This window comes from Nostoc sp. DSM 114161, from assembly GCF_052692665.1.
Map to the genome: position 1 here is coordinate 1842895 of NZ_CP195141.1, position 25168 is coordinate 1868062.

15 protein-coding genes and 1 pseudogene are annotated in these 25168 nt (G+C 41.1%); all 16 read left to right on the forward strand.

Features of this window, described 5'->3' with window-relative positions; all coding sequences use genetic code 11:
• Positions 1-473: 473 nt before the first annotated feature.
• The 16 genes and pseudogenes from metH to NSTC745_RS07910 all read left to right on the forward strand — a co-directional run bounded on the left by metH (position 474) and on the right by NSTC745_RS07910 (position 24988).
• On the forward strand, positions 474-4004 hold the full coding sequence (gene metH / locus NSTC745_RS07835) for a methionine synthase (protein ID WP_445636648.1): 3531 nt from the start codon (positions 474-476) through the stop codon (positions 4002-4004).
• A gap of 693 nt (positions 4005-4697) precedes the next feature.
• Positions 4698-9650 (forward strand): hormogonium polysaccharide biosynthesis protein HpsA, encoded by a 4953-nt coding sequence (hpsA, locus tag NSTC745_RS07840; RefSeq protein WP_445636649.1) that lies wholly within the window; start codon positions 4698-4700, stop codon positions 9648-9650.
• 186 nt (positions 9651-9836) lie between these two features.
• Complete coding sequence (hpsB, locus tag NSTC745_RS07845) at positions 9837-10544, forward strand: hormogonium polysaccharide secretion pseudopilin HpsB (protein WP_445636650.1); 708 nt, start codon at positions 9837-9839, stop codon at positions 10542-10544.
• A gap of 60 nt (positions 10545-10604) precedes the next feature.
• Positions 10605-11567, forward strand: coding sequence for a hormogonium polysaccharide secretion pseudopilin HpsC (gene hpsC / locus NSTC745_RS07850; protein ID WP_445636651.1), 963 nt, complete (start codon positions 10605-10607; stop codon positions 11565-11567).
• A gap of 38 nt (positions 11568-11605) precedes the next feature.
• Positions 11606-12319 (forward strand): pilus assembly FimT family protein, encoded by a 714-nt coding sequence (locus NSTC745_RS07855; protein WP_445636652.1) that lies wholly within the window; start codon positions 11606-11608, stop codon positions 12317-12319.
• A 311-nt stretch (positions 12320-12630) separates the two neighbouring features.
• A complete protein-coding gene (gene hpsE, locus NSTC745_RS07860) occupies positions 12631-13605 on the forward strand; it encodes a hormogonium polysaccharide biosynthesis glycosyltransferase HpsE (protein WP_445636653.1) in 975 nt (324 codons plus the stop codon).
• 5 nt (positions 13606-13610) lie between these two features.
• Positions 13611-14603, forward strand: coding sequence for a hormogonium polysaccharide biosynthesis glycosyltransferase HpsE (hpsE, locus tag NSTC745_RS07865; protein ID WP_445636654.1), 993 nt, complete (start codon positions 13611-13613; stop codon positions 14601-14603).
• Position 14604: 1 nt separating this feature from the next.
• Complete coding sequence (locus NSTC745_RS07870) at positions 14605-15660, forward strand: glycosyltransferase (RefSeq protein WP_445636655.1); 1056 nt, start codon at positions 14605-14607, stop codon at positions 15658-15660.
• Positions 15626-16282 (forward strand): pilus assembly FimT family protein, encoded by a 657-nt coding sequence (locus NSTC745_RS07875; RefSeq protein ID WP_445636656.1) that lies wholly within the window; start codon positions 15626-15628, stop codon positions 16280-16282. Before NSTC745_RS07870 ends, NSTC745_RS07875 begins: the two co-directional genes overlap by 35 nt.
• A gap of 42 nt (positions 16283-16324) precedes the next feature.
• Positions 16325-16975: pseudogene (locus tag NSTC745_RS07880) on the forward strand (TIGR04282 family arsenosugar biosynthesis glycosyltransferase).
• Positions 16976-17342: 367 nt separating this feature from the next.
• A complete protein-coding gene (gene hpsJ-B, locus NSTC745_RS07885; RefSeq protein WP_445636657.1) occupies positions 17343-18185 on the forward strand; it encodes a hormogonium polysaccharide biosynthesis protein HpsJ in 843 nt (280 codons plus the stop codon).
• Positions 18186-18282: 97 nt separating this feature from the next.
• Positions 18283-19191: a glycosyltransferase family 2 protein gene (locus tag NSTC745_RS07890; RefSeq protein ID WP_445636658.1), complete on the forward strand. Its 909-nt coding sequence runs from the start codon at positions 18283-18285 to the stop codon at positions 19189-19191.
• A 414-nt stretch (positions 19192-19605) separates the two neighbouring features.
• A complete protein-coding gene (locus tag NSTC745_RS07895; RefSeq protein WP_445636659.1) occupies positions 19606-20319 on the forward strand; it encodes a DUF502 domain-containing protein in 714 nt (237 codons plus the stop codon).
• A 122-nt stretch (positions 20320-20441) separates the two neighbouring features.
• Positions 20442-21083 carry a transcription antitermination factor NusB gene (nusB, locus tag NSTC745_RS07900; RefSeq protein WP_096535152.1) on the forward strand — a complete coding sequence of 214 codons (642 nt, stop codon included), beginning with the start codon at positions 20442-20444 and terminating at the stop codon, positions 21081-21083.
• Between the two features lie 171 nt (positions 21084-21254).
• Positions 21255-22880 (forward strand): signal recognition particle-docking protein FtsY, encoded by a 1626-nt coding sequence (ftsY, locus tag NSTC745_RS07905; protein ID WP_445636660.1) that lies wholly within the window; start codon positions 21255-21257, stop codon positions 22878-22880.
• A 716-nt stretch (positions 22881-23596) separates the two neighbouring features.
• On the forward strand, positions 23597-24988 hold the full coding sequence (locus NSTC745_RS07910) for a PP2C family protein-serine/threonine phosphatase (protein WP_445636661.1): 1392 nt from the start codon (positions 23597-23599) through the stop codon (positions 24986-24988).
• The last annotated feature ends 180 nt before the right edge of the window (positions 24989-25168 follow it).

Here is a 25168-nt window from a genome sequence, read left to right on the forward strand (position 1 = left end):
ATAAGAAACTTGATGAAAATATTTCATCTGACTATGTGTAGACTCAGCCAAATTCCACCTATGTCAATTTGAACAATGGCGAAGATCCTTCGCACGCCAGTTAACCAACTCAGAGCTTTTAATACCAATCGCCTCAAGTCGGCACGTCTGAAATAGCACCCTGAAATCTCAATCCTATCGTCGCCCACCTCGATCGATACGGTTCGATTAAGATCCCCCCGCCTACGGCGACCCCCTTAAAAAGAGGGTTAGAAGCCCCCCTTTCCAAGGGGGGTTGGGGGGATCTTCGAGGAATAAACAGGTTAACCCAACTGTATTGCCACCTTGATAAATCAGGTCAAAATTAGCCAATGGTGAGTTTCAGCAAAACAGACTTTATTAAACACTGCCGAAACTCCCAAAATTTTGGAAAATAATAAAGTAAGTCGAGTATCACAAGACTCACTTGATTTCCTCATTTCTTCTAGGAAAATATGACTCATCCCTTCCTTGAACGCCTGCGTAGTCCAGATAGCCCAGTCCTCGTATTTGACGGTGCAATGGGAACTAACCTGCAAACCCAAAACCTGACAGCAGAAGACTTTGGCGGCGCCCAATATGAAGGTTGCAACGAATACTTAGTCCACACCAAACCCGAAGCCGTCGCCAAAGTTCACCGCGACTTTCTCGCTGCTGGTGCTGATGTCATCGAAACGGATACCTTTGGCAGTACTTCCATTGTCTTAGCAGAATATGACTTAGCAGACAAAGCCTACTACCTCAGCAAAACAGCCGCAGAACTCGCCAAGCGCGTAGCCGCCGAATTTTCCACTCCCGAAAAACCCCGGTTTGTCGCCGGTTCCATCGGCCCGACAACCAAACTACCCACCTTGGGACACATTGACTTTGACACCATGAAAGCGTCTTTCGCCGAACAAGCCGAAGCGCTATGGGATGGTGGCGTCGATTTATTTCTTGTGGAAACTTGCCAAGATGTGCTGCAAATCAAAGCAGCGCTGAATGGCATTGAAGAAGTGTTTGCGAAAAAGGGCGATCGCCGTCCGTTGATGGTGTCTGTGACAATGGAAAGCATGGGCACAATGTTGGTGGGTTCAGAAATCAGTGCTGTGCTGACAATTTTAGAACCATACCCAATAGACATTCTCGGCTTAAACTGCGCCACAGGGCCGGACTTGATGAAACCACATATCAAGTATTTGGCAGAACATTCACCTTTCATCGTTTCCTGTATTCCCAACGCGGGTTTACCTGAGAACGTCGGCGGTCAAGCACACTACCGCCTCACACCGATGGAATTACGTATGGCGCTGATGTATTTTGTTGAAGATTTGGGTGTCCAAGCGATCGGGGGTTGCTGTGGGACTCGTCCAGAACACATTCAACAATTGGCAGAAATCGCCAAAGAACTGAAGCCAAAAGTTAGACAACCAAGTTTAGAACCAGCAGCAGCATCAATTTACACCACTCAACCCTACGATCAAGATAATTCCTTCTTGATTATCGGCGAACGCCTCAACGCCAGTGGTTCCAAGAAGTGCCGCGATTTGCTAAATGCCGAAGATTGGGATGGACTCGTCTCAATGGCGAGGGCGCAAGTCAAAGAAGGCGCACACATCCTCGATGTCAACGTCGATTATGTCGGACGTAACGGCGTGCGCGATATGCACGAACTCGTTTCGCGCCTGGTGAATAACGTGACATTGCCTTTAATGCTTGACTCCACCGAATGGGAAAAAATGGAGGCAGGTTTAAAAGTAGCCGGCGGTAAATGTTTGCTGAACTCCACCAACTACGAAGACGGCGAACCGCGCTTTTTGAAAGTGCTGGAACTAGCGAAAAAGTACGGTGCTGGCGTCGTCATTGGTACAATCGACGAAGAAGGCATGGCGCGGACAGCCGAGAAAAAGTTTCAAATTGCCCAACGCGCTTACCGTCAAGCCGTAGAATACGGCATACCTGCCACAGAAATATTCTTTGATACCTTAGCTCTACCAATTTCCACGGGCATTGAAGAAGACCGAGAAAACGGTAAAGCCACCATAGAAGCTATTCGGCGCATTCGCCAAGAATTGCCCGGATGTCATGTAGTTTTGGGTGTCTCTAATATATCCTTCGGTTTAAATCCCGCAGCCCGGATAGTGCTGAACTCAGTGTTTTTGCACGAAGCAACACAAGTGGGAATGGATGCAGCAATTGTGAGTGCCAGCAAGATTTTACCGCTGTCCAAAATTGAAGAACGCCATCAAGAAATTTGTCGCCAATTGATTTATGACCAGCGGAGATTTGAGGGCGATGTTTGCGTTTACGATCCTTTGGCAGAGCTTACCACATTGTTTGCCGGAGTAACGACAAAACGCGATCGCTCCTTAGATCAAAGTCTCCCCATCGAAGAACGCCTCAAACGCCACATCATCGATGGCGAACGCATCGGCTTAGAAGAAAACCTCAAAAAAGCCTTAGAACAATATCCTCCCCTAGAAATTATCAATACTTTCCTCTTGGATGGCATGAAAGTTGTCGGGGAATTATTCGGTTCTGGACAAATGCAACTACCCTTCGTGTTACAGTCTGCCGAAACCATGAAAACAGCGGTAGCATTTTTAGAACCCTTCATGGAAAAATCCGAATCAGGCAACAATTCCAAAGGAACCTTTATCATTGCCACAGTCAAAGGCGATGTCCACGACATTGGTAAAAATTTAGTAGACATCATCTTATCCAACAACGGCTACAAAGTGATTAACCTGGGAATTAAACAGCCGGTGGAAAACATCATTCAGGCTTACGAACAGCACAAAGCCGATTGTATTGCCATGAGTGGTTTGCTAGTAAAATCCACCGCCTTTATGAAAGAAAATTTGGAGGTATTTAACGAAAAAGGAATTACCGTCCCCGTAATTTTAGGTGGTGCAGCCTTAACTCCCAAATTCGTGCATGAAGATTGCCAAAATACCTACAAAGGTCAAGTAGTTTATGGCAAAGATGCCTTTTCTGACTTGCACTTCATGGATAAATTAATGCCAGCGAAAACCACTGGTAACTGGGATGATTTGCAGGGATTTTTGAACGAAGTTCAAACAGCTGAAGTTTCGACAAATGGTCATAAAGAATCAGCAGCCACAACTACTCAGGAAAAAGTATCTACAGAACCAAAAGAGATAGATACTCGACGTTCTGAGGCAGTAACCATAGATATTGAACGTCCCACACCGCCTTTTTGGGGAACAAAATTATTGCAGCCTAGTGATATTCCTCTAGAAGAAATATTCTGGCACTTAGATTTACAAGCACTAATAGCCGGACAATGGCAATTCCGCAAACCAAAAGAACAATCTAAGGAAGAATATCAAGCTTTCTTAACTGAGAAAGTCTACCCAGTTTTAGAAACTTGGAAACAGCGAATTTTAGAGGAAAATCTCTTGCATCCGCAAGTGATTTATGGTTATTTTCCTTGTCAAGCTGAGGGAAATTCTCTACATATATATAACCCAGAAAAGCGATCGCAACAAATTGCGACTTTTGAATTTCCCAGACAAAAGTCATTAAGGCGGCTGTGCATAGCAGATTTCTTTGCACCAAAAGAGTCGGGAATCATTGATGTCTTCCCCATGCAGGCGGTGACAGTAGGTGAAATTGCCACAGAATTTGCTCAAAAGCTGTTTGCAGAGAATCAATACACAGACTATCTGTATTTCCACGGTATGGCAGTGCAGATGGCAGAGGCATTGGCAGAGTGGACACACGCCAGAATCCGCCGTGAATTAGGCTTTGCTGCCGAAGAACCAGATAATATTCGGGATATGTTGGCACAACGCTATCGTGGTTCCCGGTATAGTTTTGGCTATCCCGCTTGCCCAAATATTCAAGATCAGTACAAGCAACTGGAGTTATTGCAGACTGACAGAATTAACTTATATATGGATGAAAGCGAACAGCTTTATCCAGAACAGTCTACAACAGCGATTATTACCTATCACCCAGTAGCGAAATACTTTAGCGCCTAAAATCCCATACCCTATAGCGGTTTTCAGTCAAATTTATAAGCCTTTCGTAGGGTAGCACAGCTAGCTGTGCTACCCTACTGGCTATTGATAACTAGTAATTTTAAATTACAAGATTCACAACTTCTCTAGTAAGCCACAAATCTGGGGCAAACTCCGATTATTTTAATGTGAATTCCACAAACCTCTCCCTGCCTTGAACTTTAGTTCAAATTTCTTTCCGACTCGCAAAGGAACGGTTTTGGGTAGTAAAACCAGGGATAAGTCTTTTTCAGCTAATTAAACGGACACTATATCAGCCTTATAATTCACATTATTTTATATCGAACTGATATCTTTCCTTTATAAGTGGGTACTATAAGTTTGTTTTCCTAACATCATCTTTATAAACTTGCCTGCCAATAAGATACATTTCCGCAAATTTACTGTCAAATTCTGTTCTTATTCTTCCTCAGAATCATTTGAAATAATTCTGAAAAAATCAGTATTTACCGGATCAAATGAACAATTCATGAATGATATAACTTTAATAAATTGTCTTTTTTGTGTAGCCCTTGATTTTTAATTTTGTAAAAACGAGGCACTTGTTATATAAATACAGTCTCATACTTTCCCTGAAAAATTACTTTTCAGGCCTAATGAAAAATTTGGTAACAATCAAAAATCTGGTAAAAACCACTTGACAGGAAAGCAGCTATGTCTGGAAAAAATAAGCTAGTCAAGGCAATTCAAAAAACCTTCAAACTAATTGGCAAGAATTTTTTATCCGCAATAAACAAGCGAATTATTTGGCTATTACGCACCATCTTTCTCACAAGAAGAAGACGCACTCCAGCAAATGCAGGCTTTGTGTTACCAACAGTGGCAATGGTCACTTTGGTAGTCGTATTGTTAACAGCTGCAATTTTGTTTCGCTCATTTGAGCGAGCCAAAAACGCTAGTAATGTTCGGGTAAATGAGGCGACAATGCAAGCTGCTACTCCTGCATTAGAGAGAGCAAAAGCAAAAATAACTGCCTTGTTTACCGACCCCACTTTGCCACGTTCTGTCCCATCAAACGTAACACTATACAATACCTTAACCAATAAACTTCCTGCCTATACATTTGGTGACGAAACTCCCATTACTGTGCCTTATAACATCAATAGGAACAGTACAATCGAAGCAACCAATACTATGATTTTGGAGGATAGAGAAAACATACAAACAGCCTGGAAATTTCCTGCCGATACAGATAATAACGGAAAATTTGATAGCTTTATTCTTTATGGTATCTACTTCCGTACTCCTCCCCAAAGTGGTACAAGCCAAGCCAGGAAGAGAAGCCCACTAGATGCTAGAACTCCCCCGATGCTACCTGCCAAAGCAGGTGGAGCTTGTGATGTAGCTGGTGAGACGAGTGCCAGCTTAGTGGGTAATTCTGGTTGGTATAAGCTTCCAAGTGGCGAATTGAAAAAAAGCTTTTTCGTATATACAGTAACGGTTCCCATCACTGATGATACTCTTGGTAATCCGTATGAAAAGTATAGAGGTAATAAAGGCTTCTCAGCTTTAGAAATGCAGCAAGATCGCAGCCAAGTTTCTATTACTAATAATGCTGTTGTATATGAAGATGACTTAGATATTACACCTGGTCCTAGATTCCGTCTTAATGGACGTATTTTTACCAACAGTAACTTATTTACTGCAAAAAGTGATAAAGATATAACCCTATTTCAAGTCAGTAGTAGGTATTCTTGTTATTACGAACGAGAAAATGGCAAGATAGTTGTTGGTGGTAATATTGGAGTTAGTGGCCCAATTAGTGCAAGTAATCCAGGTGGAACGCGTGTAGATCTATTTAAAGAAAACAATACACCTGATACAAATAAAACTTTAGCTTCTGAGAATAGAACTACCTCAAATAACTCGAATGAGATTGCCTATAACACTCAAGCTTATGCTGAACGCATAGACTTATTAGTGAAGGCACAACTCCTTCATGGCACTACTACCGATCCTACGGAAGTCCAAACTAACACAAACAAACGGACTACAAACGATCCAAGCTTAGACGCGAATAAAGTACGTAAGGAAGAATTGGAAACTTGGTTTCGTAGACGTACTCGGCGTGTACCATTTAGAGAAGTTCCTTATGGTACTTCTGGTGTTGATACTTACACTACAGCAAATGTTTTGGCAGGATATAACGCCTCAGGTCCAAGTAACTCCCTACGTCCCCCAGATATTTGGATTTACGATCCCACAGATACTACTAAAAAATTAACACTAAACACAGCCCAACTACCTACTAGAGATCCAGAGGTTGTAGATGACACTCCGGTAACAGAAACAGAGCTAGGCGATCGCATTGTAGTAGGTAACAACCTGCCTGAACTTCGATGGGACAGCACACAAGGAGAGTTTCTAGGAGAGAATAGTCCCCAAACCATCACTGGTGTGAAGTGGACAGGTAGCACTACTAAAGATCGTACTCGTACCACTCGCGTCAAACAATTATCAGATTTGGGAGTAACCGGGCGTGATGGTTTTTGGGAAATTTCAGCCGCTTCACCCAGAGCTAATATTCTTGATGTGATTGGTGGGCTGAGGGTGATTACAGGTGCGGGAATATATAGACCTACAGGTTCTAACCTCCCCACACCTCCCTCAACAGTTAATGACGACCCCACTACAACAAACGTATTAGAAAATAATGCCAGCGCCACAAATGTAGTCTGGCCGGACACAATGCCGATGCTTGTGCCTGATTCTAGTAATCCTCTCAATGGTACGCCAACACGCGGTCATTTGGTAATGCGTGCCACAGCAGTGTATCACTACAATTTTGATTCTTACGCTCCTAGAGCCACCACAGCAGACGATTATCAAACACCTATGGCCTGTGTAAGTAGCTACTACGATCCCACAAACAAAGATACGGCAAGGAATACAGGTACACTGCCGGATGTCAGCGGTGAAGTAGTTGGTGCCAAACCTGGTGGGGCCAAATCAAATAATGGGGTTGTTTACGAAGCTCCCAGCACTACAGCAGCTAGTATAACCAGAGGACAAGCAGTAGACAGCAACGGTTTTTTTGCAGCTGTGGCTAACGATGATGATGTTACTAACACTAGCGTAGCTTTGCTAGACCGCTTGAAACATCAAGCCAACTTGGTATTTCCCAATGGTCGCCTTGTTAATCCTCTACTGCGGCAAGCACTGGCCAAAGCAACAACCAGCAAACTTACTCTCTCTGAGCAATCAGCAATTGACTCTACCATCTGTGCAATCAAGATTGCTGATGGCTCTCTGACTCGGAGTACTACTTACATTCCTGATGGCGCAATCAAAGAAACTACATTTCTTGATGCCCGACAAATTAAGGCTATAGATAAAGGTGGTACATTAACTGGAAAATACAATCTGGAAGTCGAACAGCGTCAGCCTCTAGAAATTCGTGCCACTGTCATAGATTTAGGTCTGCTTCGCGCACAAACTAACACCAATCCAGACGCTAGTAAAAATTGGGCTAACGAATATTTATTTCCCAATAGCGGTATTATCTATGCCTCTCGTGATGATGCTCAAAAAGACCGCAGTGACACAACCAGTGAAAGCGTCAGTGCTAGTGACTACAAGCTAGATCCAGAACGGCGACCCAACGCCATTATGTTAATTAATGGCAGTAACTTGAGTCGTATGAATAATTACAGAGCAGAGGAAAAAGGCTTAATTTTAGCAACTGAGCTACCAGTGTATGTCAAAGGCAATTTTAATCTGCACAGTAAGCAAGAATTCAAAACTCCCGATCTTCTAGTTACACCCACCGACGACGCGAGTAACATAGCTTACGATAATAAATTTTACAGTCGTGCTGCAGGAAATCGCGATTCTGACTTTGCTTGTCGGCCTAATGACCCTAGACTACCTAATTGCACAACAGGCGAAACTTGGCGACCAGCATCAGTGATTGCCGATGCTGTTACCTTATTGTCTGGTAGCTTTCGCGAAGGCTTCCGCAATGAGGGTGATTACGACTTACGAAATAATCAGGGAAGTGACCCTAACGTTGTACTTAAAAGATTAAAAGCTGGTTTCTGGAATAACAACTTCGTCACTTCATCTAAATTCTTCCCTGACTCTGGTGGTGATGCCTACTACAGGGGGACTCCCACTGGTACTGACTCAATAAACAATAACAGTTCTTACTTTAACAACTTTGTCACACCCATTCAGCGCCGAGGTACTTTCCCTGAGTATGTGATGGAAATGTGCTTCAAAGTAGTAGTTTCTGAATGTGGAGTAACTGATTGGTATATTGGTTTGGATAATGATGATGACCAAACGAATGATACAGATGTAACTAATGGTTTGACGCTAGCGTATATCCAAAAAAAATCTAGTGACACTGACGTACTAAATGCTCCAAGAAGTAGACTATTAGCTGGTACTACTGCTCAACCGGCAAGAGCTGGTTTTGAAAAATTTGCCCGCCGAGTTGCCTACAAACGAAATAATCTTGGCCAGCTGGTTGATACCTCTAATGCTCCCATAAACTTTGCCTCTGCTACTCCCATCGTACTTGGTATAAAAACAGATGCAGTATCAGGAACTAAAGTAGTAAACCATTTTCGTAACGGAGAGCTACCAGAAGTAGCAAATAATGCCCTATGGTTTACAGCCACAAACAATACTAACTATAGCTCACCACCAGGGTTCGGACTCGATACTATGAAATACAACTACACTAATGGTGGTAGTGAGACTTATCGTCTTTTCTTTAGATATCCCCGAATACCACTCGCATCACCTAACGCATATTCTGAGAAAGATTTTCCTGGAGACACGACACCATTCACCACGACACCATTCACAAGAAATGAGTATTTTCAACCACTACTAGAACCTGTATTGCAATCACAGGTAACAACCGCAGCACCTCAACACGATCAAAGTTATGCCAGTTTAGCTAGTTCATCTAGCGTAGTTAAAAATACTAGATGGCTACTTAGGGCAAGTGAAACAACTTTTAATCTAGCAGTTGCAGCTGGTGATACTCCTGTTCGTGTGGGTTCGAGTACTTACGAAATTAATGGAGGCTTGCATAACTTTGTGCGCTTCTTAGAAAACTGGAATGGAGTTAATGCCAATATTAGCGGTTCGTTCATCCAATTTAAACGCAGTATCTATGCTACCGCACCATTCCAAGTTCTTATCAGACCAGGATCGGCAACTGTCGCTGCAACCCCTTCTGACATTTCTGATTCAACTTCTGTCAATGCTGCCAATATTAACAGTATCTTTATGAGAGCTCTGAATGTTGATAGGCCAGGTTACACATCAGATGTTACTTATGTAGGTACTGCTCCTGCTGGGGAAGCACCTTATTATATGGCTCCTAACCGTAACTGGGGTTTTGATGTAGCCTTACTAGCGCAAAATCCAGACTTGTTTGCCCAGCGCTTTGTAGTTCCAGCGGCAGATCCTCCAAATGAATACTACAGAGAAGTAGGTCGAGATGACCTCTGGGTGCAAACTCTGTTATGTGCTGTCCAAACTCAAACAACGGATGGTTTTGATACTCCTGACACTACCTACTTTGGCAGTGGTTTAAGATTTGCGCTACCTGCTAGCGAACGTCCGGGCGACCGTCAGTGCAAGCTATAAGCATCCTCAAGTGTCTGAATGGCTCTTTTTGCAGCACTTCTGAGGTGAATAGAGCGCATTAAAAGCCCTTAGCCTCCTGCCCTTTCCCTACCTTTCCCTAACCTTTGCATAAAAGGGGAGGGGTCAGCAGTGCATTACACTCGATCGCCAATTGCTCCAAGACATAGCCCAATTGAGGAACTGACTATGAACCCACACCAACTACAAGAATCATCTAGCCAGTCTGGTTTTACGATCGTTGAATCCCTGGTGGCAATCCTCGTGGTTAGCATTTTGCTGGTAGCGATCGCACCTGTCCTAGTAATTTCAACTGCAACTCGCGTCCAAGCTAGACGGGTGGAACTAGCAACAGAAGCAGCCCAAGCCTTCATTGATGCTATTAAGTCTAAAACAATTTCCGAAGCTCAAGTATCAACTACTACTTCCCTCACTGCTGCAACCACAGCTGCACCTCGAACAGTATCAGATGCAGCTACCAGTGGTGACTATTTACTCAGTAGTACTGCTGTTCCCACAGCGATAACTAGTTTGTATTGCTTTCACAAGGATGGCAAAATCACTCTCCCAAGTGACTGTACAACGTACAAAACAACCAGCCCAGTTCAGTTTTACATTCAAGCTTTTGGTAATAATGTTGGAACTATCAGTACAACTACTGCTCAAATTGATAACGGTCAAAGCTATCGTTTGGGAGTTCGGGTATATCGTTCAGATGCCTTCATCGATTCTGGTAGCTTGAAAAAAAGTAGTGATAGCGGTGGAAAAAAAGCAGCAACATTCAGTGGGGGACTAGGCGATCGCAAAGCACCACTAATAGAAATTACAACTGAAATTGTCAGAGGTCAACCTTCCTATAACGCTTTGTGCGAGCGTCTTGGTGGTTGTCAAGATTAACCCAGCAAATATAAATAATTTCATGACTCAGTATCACTCACTAAGGAGAAACGTAGCAAGATGAATATACTGAGGTGGCTGTTAAATACTCAGCTCAAACTCTCTCAGAAGCAGAACAAAAATAGTGGCTTCACCCTCATCGAATTACTGGTAGCTATGCTCATTGCGTTCCTAGTAATTACCCCGTTACTAGGTTTTATGATTGGCGTTTTAAACACCGATCGTCAGGAACAAGCTAAAGCTAACTCTGAGCAAGAAATCAAAGCAGCGCTTGATTATATCGCTCGCGATCTCCAACAAGCACTGTATATATACGATGATACAGGAATCGCAGCTATTAATTCCCAAATTCCCACAGTAACAAATGGGGTTCCAATTTTAGTCTTTTGGAAACGAGAATTGACTAAAGATGCTCTTGAGACTAAAAATGGCGGCACAGTTCTATTTCGAGACGATTCTTTTGTGTATTCATTGGTAGCTTACTATTTAATTAAAGACACTAATTCTAATTGGTCTCAAGCTGCTCGCATTGCCAGATGGCAAATTAAAGATGGTGTTCTAAATAGTACTGGTAGGACTGATTGTCCTGGATTTACTACTGAAAAATATAGCTTATGTCCAGATAAAGGTTTTAAACAATTTGACTTGTCAGACAAAGGCAAAACATTACAAGAAAAAATGAATAGTTGGACAAATAGTTTGGGAACTGGAGTAACTTATAATCAAAGTCCCGTAGTTCTTGTTGATTTTATAGATCAAACAACAACAGGAGCACCAGCGGCAGTTTGCTCTACCGGCTTTAGACAAATTCCAGCAAGCATTACCATAACAGGTTTCTACACCTGTGTAAATTCAGTTGGCACAGATAACAGAAGTACTGTTGAAGTTTATTTAAGGGGTAACGCACAAGCTCGTCTAATAGAAAATGATGAAACGAAAATACGTTACACCCAGAGCAAAGCTAGTTATTTTCCAAGTGCGAACATTAAGGTACAAGGACGCAGTTTTATATTTAACAAATAGCTTGTATCTTTGACAAAGATTAATAAAAGCAGGATAGTATGCGGAATATTACTACTTTGAAATTATTAGATTACTTTCAGTTACATAGCTCTACAACAAAACTAAAGCAGCAATATTTAGCAAACAAAGACAATCAACAAGATGCTGGTTTTACCCTAATAGAATTAATTGTAGTAGTGCTGTTGGCAGGAATTTTAGCCGCGATCGCAGCTCCTGGTTGGCTTGCCTTTGTCAACCGACAGCAACTTAATAAAGCTAATGACGCTGTTTCAGCTGCCCTACAGGAAGCACAACGAGAAGCCCTAAAGAAAAAACTTAGCTATAGCGTGAGCTTTCAGAAAAACAGTACAACCCAAAATGTAGAGGTTGCTATTTATCCTACAAAAAAGGCTGATGGTAGTAACTTGGCTTTTGCTGAAATCAGCACATGGAAATCTTTAGGGGCAGATGTGGGAGTTAGCTCTGATAAATTTTTGCTAGGTACAAATCTCAGTAATGAAAATACTGCTGGTTCATCTGTATCTTACACTTTAGGTACATCAGCAAAAATGACCTTCGACTACATGGGGACTCTATCAGATGCAAACTTTGGAACAGTTACACCCCCTGCAACAGAGCCACCTGGGATTAAAATAGTAGTAGCTGTACCAAATCCTCAAAATCCTTCATCAGCTGGTAATTTAAAGCGATGTATCATTGTGAAAACTCTTTTAGGCTCAATGGTCACAAAAAAAGACTCCGACTGTAATTAAGTAATTTTCATAGTCTGGATTTATAAAAATACGAAATAATACTGAACATAAAACTGCACATTGATAGCAAAATTGAAGCATCAGGTGTAGTTTTTTTATTAGATAAATTTGATTTCTTTTTTAGTGATCACAAATTAAGGATTCGCTGAACAAATAATTAGCTAAACATAAATAATTTAAAGTTTGTAGTGGAAGCTTTAGTCTTGATAATCCTGAACCAACAATAAACCGCTCACTACAGACTAGGATTTTATGTAATGTTTAATTATACCTACCTACCTATCAAAATCTCAAAATAGAACTTTCACAAAATGACTGATTGTTTAGATTTTACTGTAGCTATCCCAACTTACAACGGTGAAAGTCGTTTGCCTGAACTACTAGAGCGACTAAAAAATCAACTTCACACGGAAAATTTATCTTGGGAAATTATAGTTGTAGATAATAACAGCACTGATAACACAGCTAAAATTGTTCAAGCCTATCAAGAAAGTTGGCAATATCCTTACCCTTTGAAGTATTGCTTTGAAGCAAAGCAAGGTGCGGCTTATGCACGAAAAAAAGCTGTGGCAGAAGCTAAAGGTAGATTGATAGGTTTTCTAGATGATGATAATTACCCAATATCAAACTGGGTAGCAGCAGCTTATAATTTTGCGAAAAAATATCCAAAAGCAGGAGCTTATGGTAGCCAAATTCATCCTGATTGGGAAGTAGAACCACCAGAAAATTTCCAGCGAATTGCTCCATTTTTAGCAATTACGGAACGAGGAAATATACCGCTGCTGTATGAAGCAAAAAATAGATTACTACCTCCTTCTGCTGGACTGGTTGTCCGTAAACAAGCTTGGTTAGAAAGTGTGCCAGATAAGTGTATTTTAACTGGCAGAGTTAAAGGTAATATGCTTACCAGTGAAGATTTAGAAATGTTGTCTCACATTCAAAAAGCAGGATGGGAAATTTGGTATAACCCAGAAATGGAAATTTCTCACAAAATACCAAGCTCTAGATTACAAAAAGACTATTTAATTCCATTCTTCCGAGGTATTGGACTTAGCCGTTATGTAACTAGAATGGTAAATATACAACCTTGGTATAGACCGATCGCTTTTTTAGCTTACACGCTCAACGATCTGCGTAAAATCACTTTACATTTACTTAAATATCGAACTAAGTTAAAACAGGATTTGGTGGCTGCTTGCGAAATGCAACTTTTTTTAAGTAGCTTAATGAGTCCGTTTTATCTTTGGAAAAATGGTTATTTGAAAAATAAATTATCAGAATATTAGGTATTATGACTGAATTAGTAGTTGAGAAATTAGATGTTACTGTAGCTATTCCTACATATAACGGGGCAACCCGTTTACCTAGTATTTTAGATAAGCTGTTAACTCAGACAGGAGTAGAAAACCTCAAATGGGAGCTTCTTATCATTGATAATAATAGTTCTGATAATACATCTGAGGTAATCCAAAATTACCAAAAACTATATAATGGAAACTGTCATTTAAGATATTCCTTTGAAAAAGAACAAGGAGCTGCTTTTGCACGATTGCGAGCAGTACGTGAAGCTAGAGGCGAGCTAATTGCATTTTTAGATGATGATAATTTACCTGCGCCTGATTGGTTAGCAGAAGGATATGCTTTTGGGTTGCAATATCCTCAAGCAGGTGTTTGGAGTGGACAAATTCATGGTAATTTTGAAGTAAAGCCGCCAGAAAATTTTGAAAAAATTCAAGCTTTTCTAGCTATTAGAGAACATGGTTCAAATCCACATTTATTTGATGCAGATAATTTAAGGCTTCCTCCTGGTGCAGCACTTATTGTCCGCAAACAAGCCTGGTGTGAAAATGTACCACAACGACCTATTTTGAGTGGAAAAGTACCTGGTCTTTTGGTGCAAGGTGAAGACTATGAACCATTACTTTTTATACATAATGCAGGGTGGGAAATTTGGTATAATCCTACCATGCATACTTACCATCAAATACCAAAGTGGAGATTTGAAAGAGATTACTTACTAAATCTGGCACGCGGCTGTGGCTTGTGTATTTTCCAACTCCGGTTGATAAATACTAAAAATTGGCAAAAACCAATAGTGTTTGTGAAAACTGTTTTAGGAAATTTACGACGAGTCTTACAGTACCTCGTTCAATATAAAGGACAATTAAAAAATAATGTAATTGCACTTTTTGAGATTCAGTTTTACTTGGCTAGTATGATAAGCCCTTTTTATTATTTTAAATGTAATTTAGGGAAACTATTCAAAAACAAAGCAGCCATATAAAATGATTAATGCTAGCAAAAAATTACCAAAAATTTCTGTAATTATACCTGCTTATAATAGCGAAAAAACTATTATACATACAATTAATTCTGTTTTAAATCAAACTTTTACTGATTTTGAATTAATAGTAATTAATGATGGTTCGCAAGATTCTACTCTAGATATTGTTACAGAAATTAAAGACCCACGAATTAAAGTATTTTCTTATGCAAATGCAGGTGGAAACGTCAGTCGTAACAGAGGGCTAAATCTTGCAGGTGGAGAATTTGTAAGTTTCCTTGATGCTGACGATCTTTGGACACCTAATAAACTTGAATTTCAATTAAAAGCTCTCGAAGAAAACTTGACTGCTAAAGTTGCTTACAGTTGGACTGATTATATTAATGCGAATGGTGAATTTATCCTTTCAGGTAAGCGCATTAATGTAAATGGAGATGTTTATGAAAGTTTATTGGTAAGTAACTTTTTGGAGAATGGCTCTAATCCCTTAATTTGTAGAACAGCTTTAATGACATTAGGTGGCTTTGATGAATCTCTAGCTGCGGCTCAGGATTGGGATATGTGGCTGCGATTAGCATCTAAATTTGAATTCGTATGTGTACCATCTGTGCAAATATTATACCGAATTAGCGCTAATTCAGTTTCTTCCAATCTTGTCAGGCAAGAAAAAGCTTGCTTACAGTTGCTTGAGAAAGCATATCAAGAAAGACCCTCAGCACTTAATCAAACTTGGAATACAAGTATTACAAATTTATATAAATATCTTACCTGCAAAGCTTTACAAAAACCATTGAATCGGCAAAAAGGTTTAATTGCGGCTAAATTTTTATGGAGGTATTTTATTAATGATTCTTTAAGATTTCAGAATATAAATTTTAGCTCAAAATTATTATTAAAAATTGTCATAATTCTGATGCTGCCCGCCTTAATTAACAGTATTACTAATCAGCGTCAATTAAAAAGTCAAAAAACTGAAATATTGTTAAACAACTGGGTGGTTGAAAAAAAACAAGAAAGTAACAATGAATACCCAGGTGCATTTACCATCTCTAGTTAATGCAAAAAATGTTTTTAATAATCGCTCTAGTGGGGGTTTTACTGTACTTGAAACTTTAGTAATTGTTCTATTAATTGGTTTATTAGCCGCGCTGGGAATACCAAACTGGATGACTTTTGTAGCTACGCGCCAGCTTAACAGCGCTCAAAACCAACTTTACTATGCGATACGCCAGGCTCAAAGAGAAGCCATTAAGCAAAAATTGTCTTGGCAAGCTAGTTTGCGTATACAAGATGGTGCTGTGCAATGGAGTGTTCATCAAGCACAAACAGACCAATTCATTAGTGATGCTGTTAAAAACAATAGCAATCTATGGCACAATCTTGAGTCAAGCGTTCGTATTGATGAAGAGGAAAATAATAAAGGAAAAAAAGAGACAACTTTACGAAAAGAGACTTCACAGCAAGTGTGGCGAGTTGTATTTAACTACCAAGGTTGTCCTGTCTATGAAGTTGGAGATGAGTGTATTAACACATCATTAAGAACACTTGGACAAATAACCTTATATAGCCAAAATGCTGGAAAAGCTAGGCGTTGCGTGTATGTCTCTACGATTTTAGGGGCTATAAAAACAGGAAAAGATCATCCTAGAGCCAACGACAACGATAAGTATTGCTATTAAAATATTCTTAGTTTATCTAAATAAGGCTAAATAAGGTATTGCGTGCTGAACTTTCCAGCAAGCCCAAAACAAAAACAACGCTTAATTATTTTCACTCGCTATCCTGAACCAGGGAAGACGAAAACCCGACTGATACCTGTTTTAGGATCTGTTGGTACTGCTAATCTTCAACGCCAAATGACTGAACATACAATATTGCAGGTTAAACAATTGCAAAAAGACATTGACATATCTGTAGAAATGTGGTTTTCAGTGGCGATTTACAACTTATGCAAAAATGGCTGGCGTTGGATTTAGTTTACCAGCCTCAAGGCGGAGGGAATCTAGGGTTCGCGGATGGCACGATCGCTCCTCCAGGCTTTTCAATTTTGTCGAGAAAAAGCAATTCATTATCATCGGTACAGATTGTCCTGGATTTAATGCCCAAATTCTAGCGATCGCCTTTGATAAGCTACGCACCTTTGACCTCGTACTCGGCCCACCAATTGATGGTGGATATTACTTAATTGGTTTGCGGCAACTTATTCCAGAATTATTCGCTAATATCGAGTGGGGAAGTGCTCAAGTATTCTAGAGAACTGTGGAGATTGTTCAGAAACTTAATTTATTTATGTGGATTTGGTTTGTTTAGCCGACGTTGACCGACCAAAGGATCTGTCAATTTGGGAACAGGACTTTGTAGGAGAAGGATGAGGTAGGAAGAAGACACGGCGACGCGGTAAAGAAGTTAAAGTTTTAGGTATTACTTCGTTGAAATTGCCATACCTGCCTAAATTAGTAGTTCCGTTTCGTTGAGTGTCTAGATTACCGACTTATTGTAGAAGTCGAGAACCTGAATTTTCAGCCCTGCATAAGCTTCGTATCTTCAAACACTAGGAATTTCCTGAAGACACGGGACATAACAAATGTTACTGTGGCCTAGTTGAAAACCAAGAGACCAGAGAGTTCCCAATTATTGAATCTAGTTTGTGTTTCTATAGAACAGTTACGGTCATGGGCACAATATTCGAGTAACTTGAAATATGAAAATCATTCGTATTTACTGCAAGTTTGAAAAACTATGGTTAACCGTTTTACTTCCGTGAGTACTGCCCTCACTGTTAAGGTAGTTGGAATAATCTGCATTTTGTCATTTTTTGTTGACTTTTTGATTCTCCTGTTGCCCTTTCAACCAACCGATCGCGGATGGCAAATAAATTTGGCAACAGCGCTAGTGGATCGGGGAATTGTTCCTTTGGTAGGCTTGGGGCTTTTGTTCGCTGGCCATTGGATTGATAGCGCTGATGCAGGAAGCGATCGGCCTCAAGGTGTTGATTTAAGATTTCCAGCTCTAATTCTCTCAAGTATTTTAGGCTTAATGTTCTTACTGATTTTTCCTCTGCATCTGAATAATGTGAATCAAGCCAAAACTCAAACAGTTAACCGAATCATCCAAGAAGCAGATCAGGCAGAAAATCAACTCAACAATCGCTTATCACAATTGCAAGCACAACTAAATACCGAACAAGGAAAAGCTCAGCTAGAACAGCTGCGGAGTCAAACCAAAGCTCAGTTTACCGAACTACTCAGCGATGAGCAAAGATACAAGCAAGCACTTGAAAGCGCCCAAGTTCCTCCAGCTATAAAGGATTTACTAAAAAAGGCTAAAACAGATCCCCAAGCACTTGACAAAGCCATCCAACAACAAACAGATATTCAGACCCTGAGAACTCAACAATTGAGCCAAATTCGCCAACGCAGGGATGAAACTGAGAAACAAGCAAAAGATAGTGCATGGAAATCTGGATTGCGGATTGGTATTAGCAGTTTGCTGTTGTCTATTGGTTACATTATCATCGGCTGGACAGGCCTAAGAAGCAGGGGTGCTTTACAAGGTGGTAAACCCAAAGCTACTGCACGCTAATTTTTTCGGGGGTGGGGAGTGGGGAGTAGGGCAAGAATAACTAATGACTGCCAACTCCTAACTCCTAACTTTTAACTTTTAACTATAAAACCTGGGAATGTTCTCAATTTACATACTGACATATAACGAAGAACTAGATATTGCTGCTTGTATCGAATCGGCGATGCTATCTGATGACATCATTGTTGTAGACTCATGCAGTAGCGATCGCACTCTAGAAATCGCTAATCGCTATCCCATCCGCATTGTTCAACACGCCTTTGAAAGCCACGGACGCCAACGCACCTGGATGTTAGAGTCTATTCCCCCAAAGCATGAATGGGTTTACATTCTGGAAGCTGATGAACGGATGACACCGGAACTGTTTGCTGAATGTGAAAAGGCAAGTCAGAGTCCAGACTACATCGGTTACTATGTCGCTGAACGCGTCATGTTCATGAATCGTTGGATTCGCTACAGCACGCAGTATCCCCGTTACCAAATGCGCCTGTTTCGTCACGGTAAGGTTTGGTTTACTGACTATGGCCACACTGAACGAGAAGTTTGTGACGGTGCAACTGGCTTTTTAAAAGAAACATACCCCCACTACACTTGTAGTAAAGGCTTAAGTCGCTGGATTGAAAAACATAACCGTTATTCCACTGATGAAGCTCAAGAAACTTTATATCAATTAGAACAAGGAAAGATAAACTGGCAAGATTTATTTTTTGGCAAGTCAGAAGTCGAAAGACGCCGGGCGCTGAAAGATTTGTCTTTGCGTCTACCTGCTAGACCTTTGTTACGCTTTATATATATGTATTTTTTCTTGGGCGGTTGCTTAGACGGAAGCGCCGGTCTAGCTTGGTGTACATTGCAAGCATTTTATGAATACTTGATTTTGCTCAAAGTTTGGGAAATGAAGTATTTACCAAAACCTGACTTAAATGCAACAGCAACTCTGGTTCAGGAAAGTACACAACACGTGCAGTGCGCGACTTCAGAAACCACAGGCGCTGATGCAGCGTAAAGCCTGAAACTGCTGCGTTGGGCAAAACCCTTGCCATAGGCATCGCATTTATCAGAATTGGCAACTGAATAGCCATTTGTAGGGGCGCACAGCTAGCTGTGCGCCCCTACGCGTGCTTTATTTATAATAAGTTAATATTTTTAACAGAGCTTTTTCAGAAAAGCTACTCCCGTGAATCTGCCAGCAGATCGCAAGGCAAAATAATTCTTCAGCTTACCTCATCGTGCTTTCACAATCATGAGCAACTTTTCATTCAACGCGGTAAATTAGTAATAACTTGAGAGACTTGTAACAATCATTTACAAGTTTTACAAAGAAAAGTAACATCTTCTCAGAATAGCCAGTCGCTATTCGGTGAGTTGATATCTGTGTGTATGCTTGTAGGAAAATAGCTTAAAACAGGAGAATCGGCGCTTGGTAATCGATCGCCTAAAGCAGGACTTAAAAAATGACCTGATTGCTGGTTTGTTGGTAGTAATTCCCCTAGCAACTACCATCTGGCTAACAATTACCATTGCTACTTGGGTAATCAACTTTCTCACGCAAATTCCCAAACAACTCAATCCCTTTGACGGGTTACACCCAATCCTAGTAAATATATTGAACTTGTTAGTTGGACTAGCCGTACCATTGCTGAGTATTCTCGTGATTGGATTGATGGCTAGGAATATTGCTGGGCGTTGGTTGTTAGATTTTGGCGAGCGTTTATTACAGGCAATTCCTCTAGCGGGACAGGTATATAAAACACTCAAGCAACTTTTAGAAACAATACTAAAAGATTCCAATGGCAAGTTTCGGCGTGTAGTTTTAGTAGAGTATCCCCGCCGAGGAATTTGGGCGATCGCTTTTGTAACTGGTGCAATCAGCGGTGATATCCAAGCTCAAATGTCTCGTCCGATGCTGAGTGTTTTTATTCCCACCACCCCAAATCCGACTACTGGATGGTATGCAGCGGTTCCTGAGGATGAGGTGGTGAACCTCTCCATGTCCATTGAAGATGCTTTTAAAATAGTTGTGTCAGGTGGAATTGTTGCTCCGAATACGCCGTTGATTTTACCCAAAGAGTCCACACTGGAAATGAAACACGACCAAATCAGACAGCAAGTTATTCACGTAGAAGAAACTTAAACTCTATCTGGCAAAGTCACAAGCAAATGCGTAATTTTGTTGTTTGACTGTGCCAAAATTGATAGACTTATAAGCTTGTCACGCCTGGTTAATCAATCAAAGCACAATCACCCCTCACTTTTATGCAACCTCGTAAACCCCAGCAAATTGCTCGTGAATTGGCACTTTTAAGCCTTAGCCAGCTGCCAGTCAGCCCAAAAAAATTAGATAAATTGGAAGACGAGCAATTAGTATCAAAGTTGGTGCTAGGAGCAGTACGCACCTTGACTTCAGAAGTGCAAGATACCCTAAATAACGCCGCAGGTGAACTGCAACGCAGTAACGATCGCCTTTTGAGCAGCCAAACTCGCGCCTCCGATCTGAATACTGCTAGAACAATGCTGCAAGAGGCGATCGCATCTACCCAGACAGCAATTAATCAGTTGGGTACCGCTGTTGATTTTCCAGAATTGATTCAGCTAGCTAATCAAGACAAGGGAGTTCGCAATTACGCTAAAGAGCTTGTAATTACAGTCAATGAAAATCGACAAATTTTAGATGAACTCATATCCAATGCTCTGGTAGATTGGCAAGTAACTCGCCTCGCTCAAATTGACCGGGATATCTTGCAAATCGCTGTAGCAGAAATGAAATTCTTAGGAGTTCCAGACAGCATCGCCATTAACGAAGCAGTAGAGCTAGCGAAACGGTACAGTGGAGACGAAGGCCATCGGTTTATTAACGGTGTTTTACGCCGAGTTAGCGAGCAGAAGAAAAGTGCATAGTGTTTTATACTTAGTTTCCGAAGTCAGCGGAATGAGGGAGTAGGGAGTAGGAATTAGAAAATCAATATTTAGGAGTACTTTCACAGTACCCAATGCCCTATGCCCTATGCCCCTATGCCCAAGTTAAATTAAACTCATAATTCGTAACTTATAACAACTAATATTGCTGCAATGGTTTTTAACTGGTTCCGCCGTCAATATAATGATTCCTCTGACACCTCCTCTGACCAGAAGCAGGAAGAAACTCCTGTACAAGAACCCCAACCAGAGACAGCCGAAACTTCGTCAGATACAACAGCAGACTTGTTAGCGTTTGCTAAAGCTGCCTACAAAAATATCCAACAAAAACAACAATCTCAGGCAGTAGAAACTCCTCCTGATTCAGCAGCTACCCCAGCACCATCAGAAGTAGTTGAAGCTATTGAAACCACAAGTTCTCAGGTAGAAACTGTAGAAACTCAAGTAACTGAGGAACCTGGTGTCACAAGCCCAGAAACAACCACAGAAGAATCTACTACAGAAGAAAGTACAGAAGATTCTTTAGTGGCTGCAATTGCAGATGAGCCAGATGTCCTAACCTCAGAATTAACTACAAGTGAACCACAGACACCACCCGTCGAACCGCTAACTACGCCAGAGGCAACACAGCCAACAGCACCATCCTTCTTAGAACGTGCGGCGGCGGAACGGCAAGCAAAGCTAGAACAACTCATAGCCAGTGCTATTGAAGTTCCTGAACCAGAGGTAGTACAGACAGCATCAAAGACAGAAGAGGAAATCCCCGAACTGGTATTTGATGATGGATTTGTCTGGTCAGCGGAAGTCTTAGCAGCTCAAGGTAGACGCGCCCAAGACGTTTCTATAGAAGAAATTACCTGGTTGAAAAAGCTGCGGCAAGGTTTAGACAAAACTCGCCGTAACATTCTCAACCAACTAAAAGCGATCGTTGGTCAAGGACCGCTTAACCAAGCTGCGGTATCAGAAATAGAGTCGTTGCTGCTGCAAGCTGATGTGGGGGTAGAGGCGACAGATTTGATTATTGATGCCCTACAGAAAAAATTGCTCCAAGAAGTTACTCCACCAGAAGAAGCGATCGCTTATTTGAAAAAAATCCTCCGGGATATGCTGGATGCACCAAGCAAAACATCCCACAAATCTAGCTTTACCCCGGAAAAAGAAACTTTAAATATTTGGTTAATTACTGGAGTAAACGGCGCAGGGAAAACCACGACTATTGGCAAAATTGCCCACTTGGGACAAAAATCTGGTTATAAATGCTTGATTGGGGCAGCAGATACTTTCCGCGCCGCTGCTGTAGAACAAGTCAAGGTTTGGGGTAGTAGAAGCGGTGTAGAAGTCATTGCCAATCCCGGAAAGAATACAGATCCAGCAGCAGTTGTATTTGATGCGATCGCTGCCGCCGAAGCACGTCAAACTGAATTACTTCTGGTAGATACTGCTGGCCGACTGCAAAACAAGAAAAATTTAATGGACGAACTCAGTAAAATTCGGCGAATTATCGACAAAAAAGCCCCAAACGCAAAAGTAGAATCACTGTTGGTTCTAGATGCCACTTTAGGTCAAAATGGACTGCGGCAAGCCGAAGTTTTCTCCCAAGCTGCCCAACTGAGTGGCGTTGTCTTAACCAAGCTTGATGGCACTGCCAAAGGCGGTGTTGCCCTTGCTGTTGTGCAACAACTGGGTTTGCCTATTCGCTTTATTGGTGCCGGCGAAGGAATCGAAGACCTCCGCCCATTTTCTAGCTACGAGTTTGTTGAAGCCCTGTTAAGCGGTTAGTAATTCATTAAGGGAAAATTAACAGCTTGAGGGGATACGGGATATGGAGAGTTTTAAATTCTGCAAAGTTGGCTTTGCGGATGACTACTTTAAAAGTTGAGGTGAGAAATTTTGGTTGACAAATTGATACATTTAGGAGTCACTTAATCTGGTATTATCGCTTGAATTAACCACAAACAAAATACTGTAAACAGCTTAAGTCCTAAAATCATCAGCTTCTGTGAGTAAAATGCCTCGACACTCTCAAGCCTGTTCCTACCTAATACTTACGAAAGTATCCACCAATATTTTCTGGAGTAAATCTCAAAATTTAAAGTGTTTGGTCGTTAGTCATCGATCGTTATAAAGAAATGATAAAGGACAAAACCAACACCTTCTCTAAAGACCTAAGTAATTATTCTTTTATTAAAGTATTTTTACGACTTCAGAGATATGCTTTGACAATGAAGTTATGAAAAAATGAAAAACTTCGTCAACTATCATCCAAAATAAGTAGTTTAAAAGGTCATATTTTGATTCAAAATGGAGAATTTGAACTGAGTAATATTCAATCAAGAATGTAATAAGCAAATAAAATACTTATAAAAGTTACCTGTTACGTCTTTATACTCTTGCTAAAATGACAGGTCTTGTCTAAATATGGTTTAGCAATATCAAAGCCACAAAATTTATAAGTAATCTCAAACCTACCAAAATATAAAAGTGTAATAAAACCTGTGCCTGTGTCTCAACTGCCCTCTCAACCCACTGACAACAATAGTAGTGCCACGACTGATGTCACACCAGTCGTGGCGCTCAAAGAACTCGTGGCAAGGTTGCACCGGGAACAGAATAAAATTCAAGATTTACTCAGTTCTTTAGGATTCGCACTTAGAAGCTTCAATAATTTGAATCAGTTTTTGGAACTGATTCCGCTGATGGCAACAAGAGTCACAGATGCCGATGGCAGTGCCTTGTTTCTTTACAAACCGAATGGTCAAGTCAGGTTAGAGCAACTACACTGGCAAGATAGCCACCAGCGTAAGAATATCCGCAAGGCGCTAGAAATAGCTAGCAGTCAAATTACACTTGTGCCCAATGCTGGCCCTTTAGCAAGTGCTACAGGGATTTTGGATGACCAAATGCATCGGTATTTGGGACCAGATGTGCAAATCTTTGGTACTGCAATTTTGGTAAAGCATACAGAAAGGGGTTGGCTGTATGTTTTGAGCCGCGATCCAGAATATAGCTGGACAGAAACTAGGCAAAAGTTAGTTAGATTAGTGGCAGATCAAACAGCAGTAGCGATCGAAAACGATGAACTAGCTGTAGAACTGAGAAAAAAAGAACGTTTAGACCAAGAACTAGAAATTGGTGCAGAAATTCAACGGCGTCTTCTGCCACGGCAATGTCCCACAATTCCTGGTGCAGTCTTAGCGGCACGCTGTAAACCTGCCAATCGCGTGGGTGGAGACTATTACGACTTTATTGCCACCAATAATAATCAAATTCAGCTAAACGCTAAAAATGGGGCAGGAAGTGGTCGCTGGGGTTTGGTGATTGGAGATGTTATGGGTAAAGGCGTTCCCGCTGGGCTGATTATGACGATGATGCGGGGAATGCTGCGAGGGGAGGTATTACACGGTAATTCTCCAGCCGGAATTCTGCAAAACTTAAATCGAGTTATGTATGCGGATTTGGAAAATTCTCATCGCTTTGTAACGCTTTTTTACTCAGAATATAATCCCCATAATCGAATTTTGTCTTATAGCAATGCGGCACACAATCCTCCTTTGTGGTGGCACGCCGCGACAAAAACTGTTAGCCGTTTAGACACTTTAGGAATGCTGATTGGTTTAGATGCTAACAGTCAATATGAAGATGCCCAGGCACAGCTCGAACCTGGAGACACAATTATTTACTATACAGATGGGCTGACCGATGCTGCTGCTGCTAGCGGCGATCGCTTTGACGAAGAAAACTTTATTGCTGATTTCAATACGGCTTGTAAATACTGCAATGGGCCACAGGAAATTGTCGATTATTTATTTGACCAAGTTCAGAAATTTATCGGTGCTGATAAGCAAAATACGGATGATATGACACTGGTTGTGTTGCAAATTCTTTAGTTATAGCAGGCAATAGGCAACAGGCAAAGAAAGTCTATTAGTTCGGGGTTTTACGATCGGCTTATGTCCTAAACTATGCTTCAACTGTTACGATTGCTCACTATTAAAATATATAGTAGCAATCGGGTAGATTAAGACATAAACTGAGGATAAAATCTTTGCACCAAGGCAATTTTAACC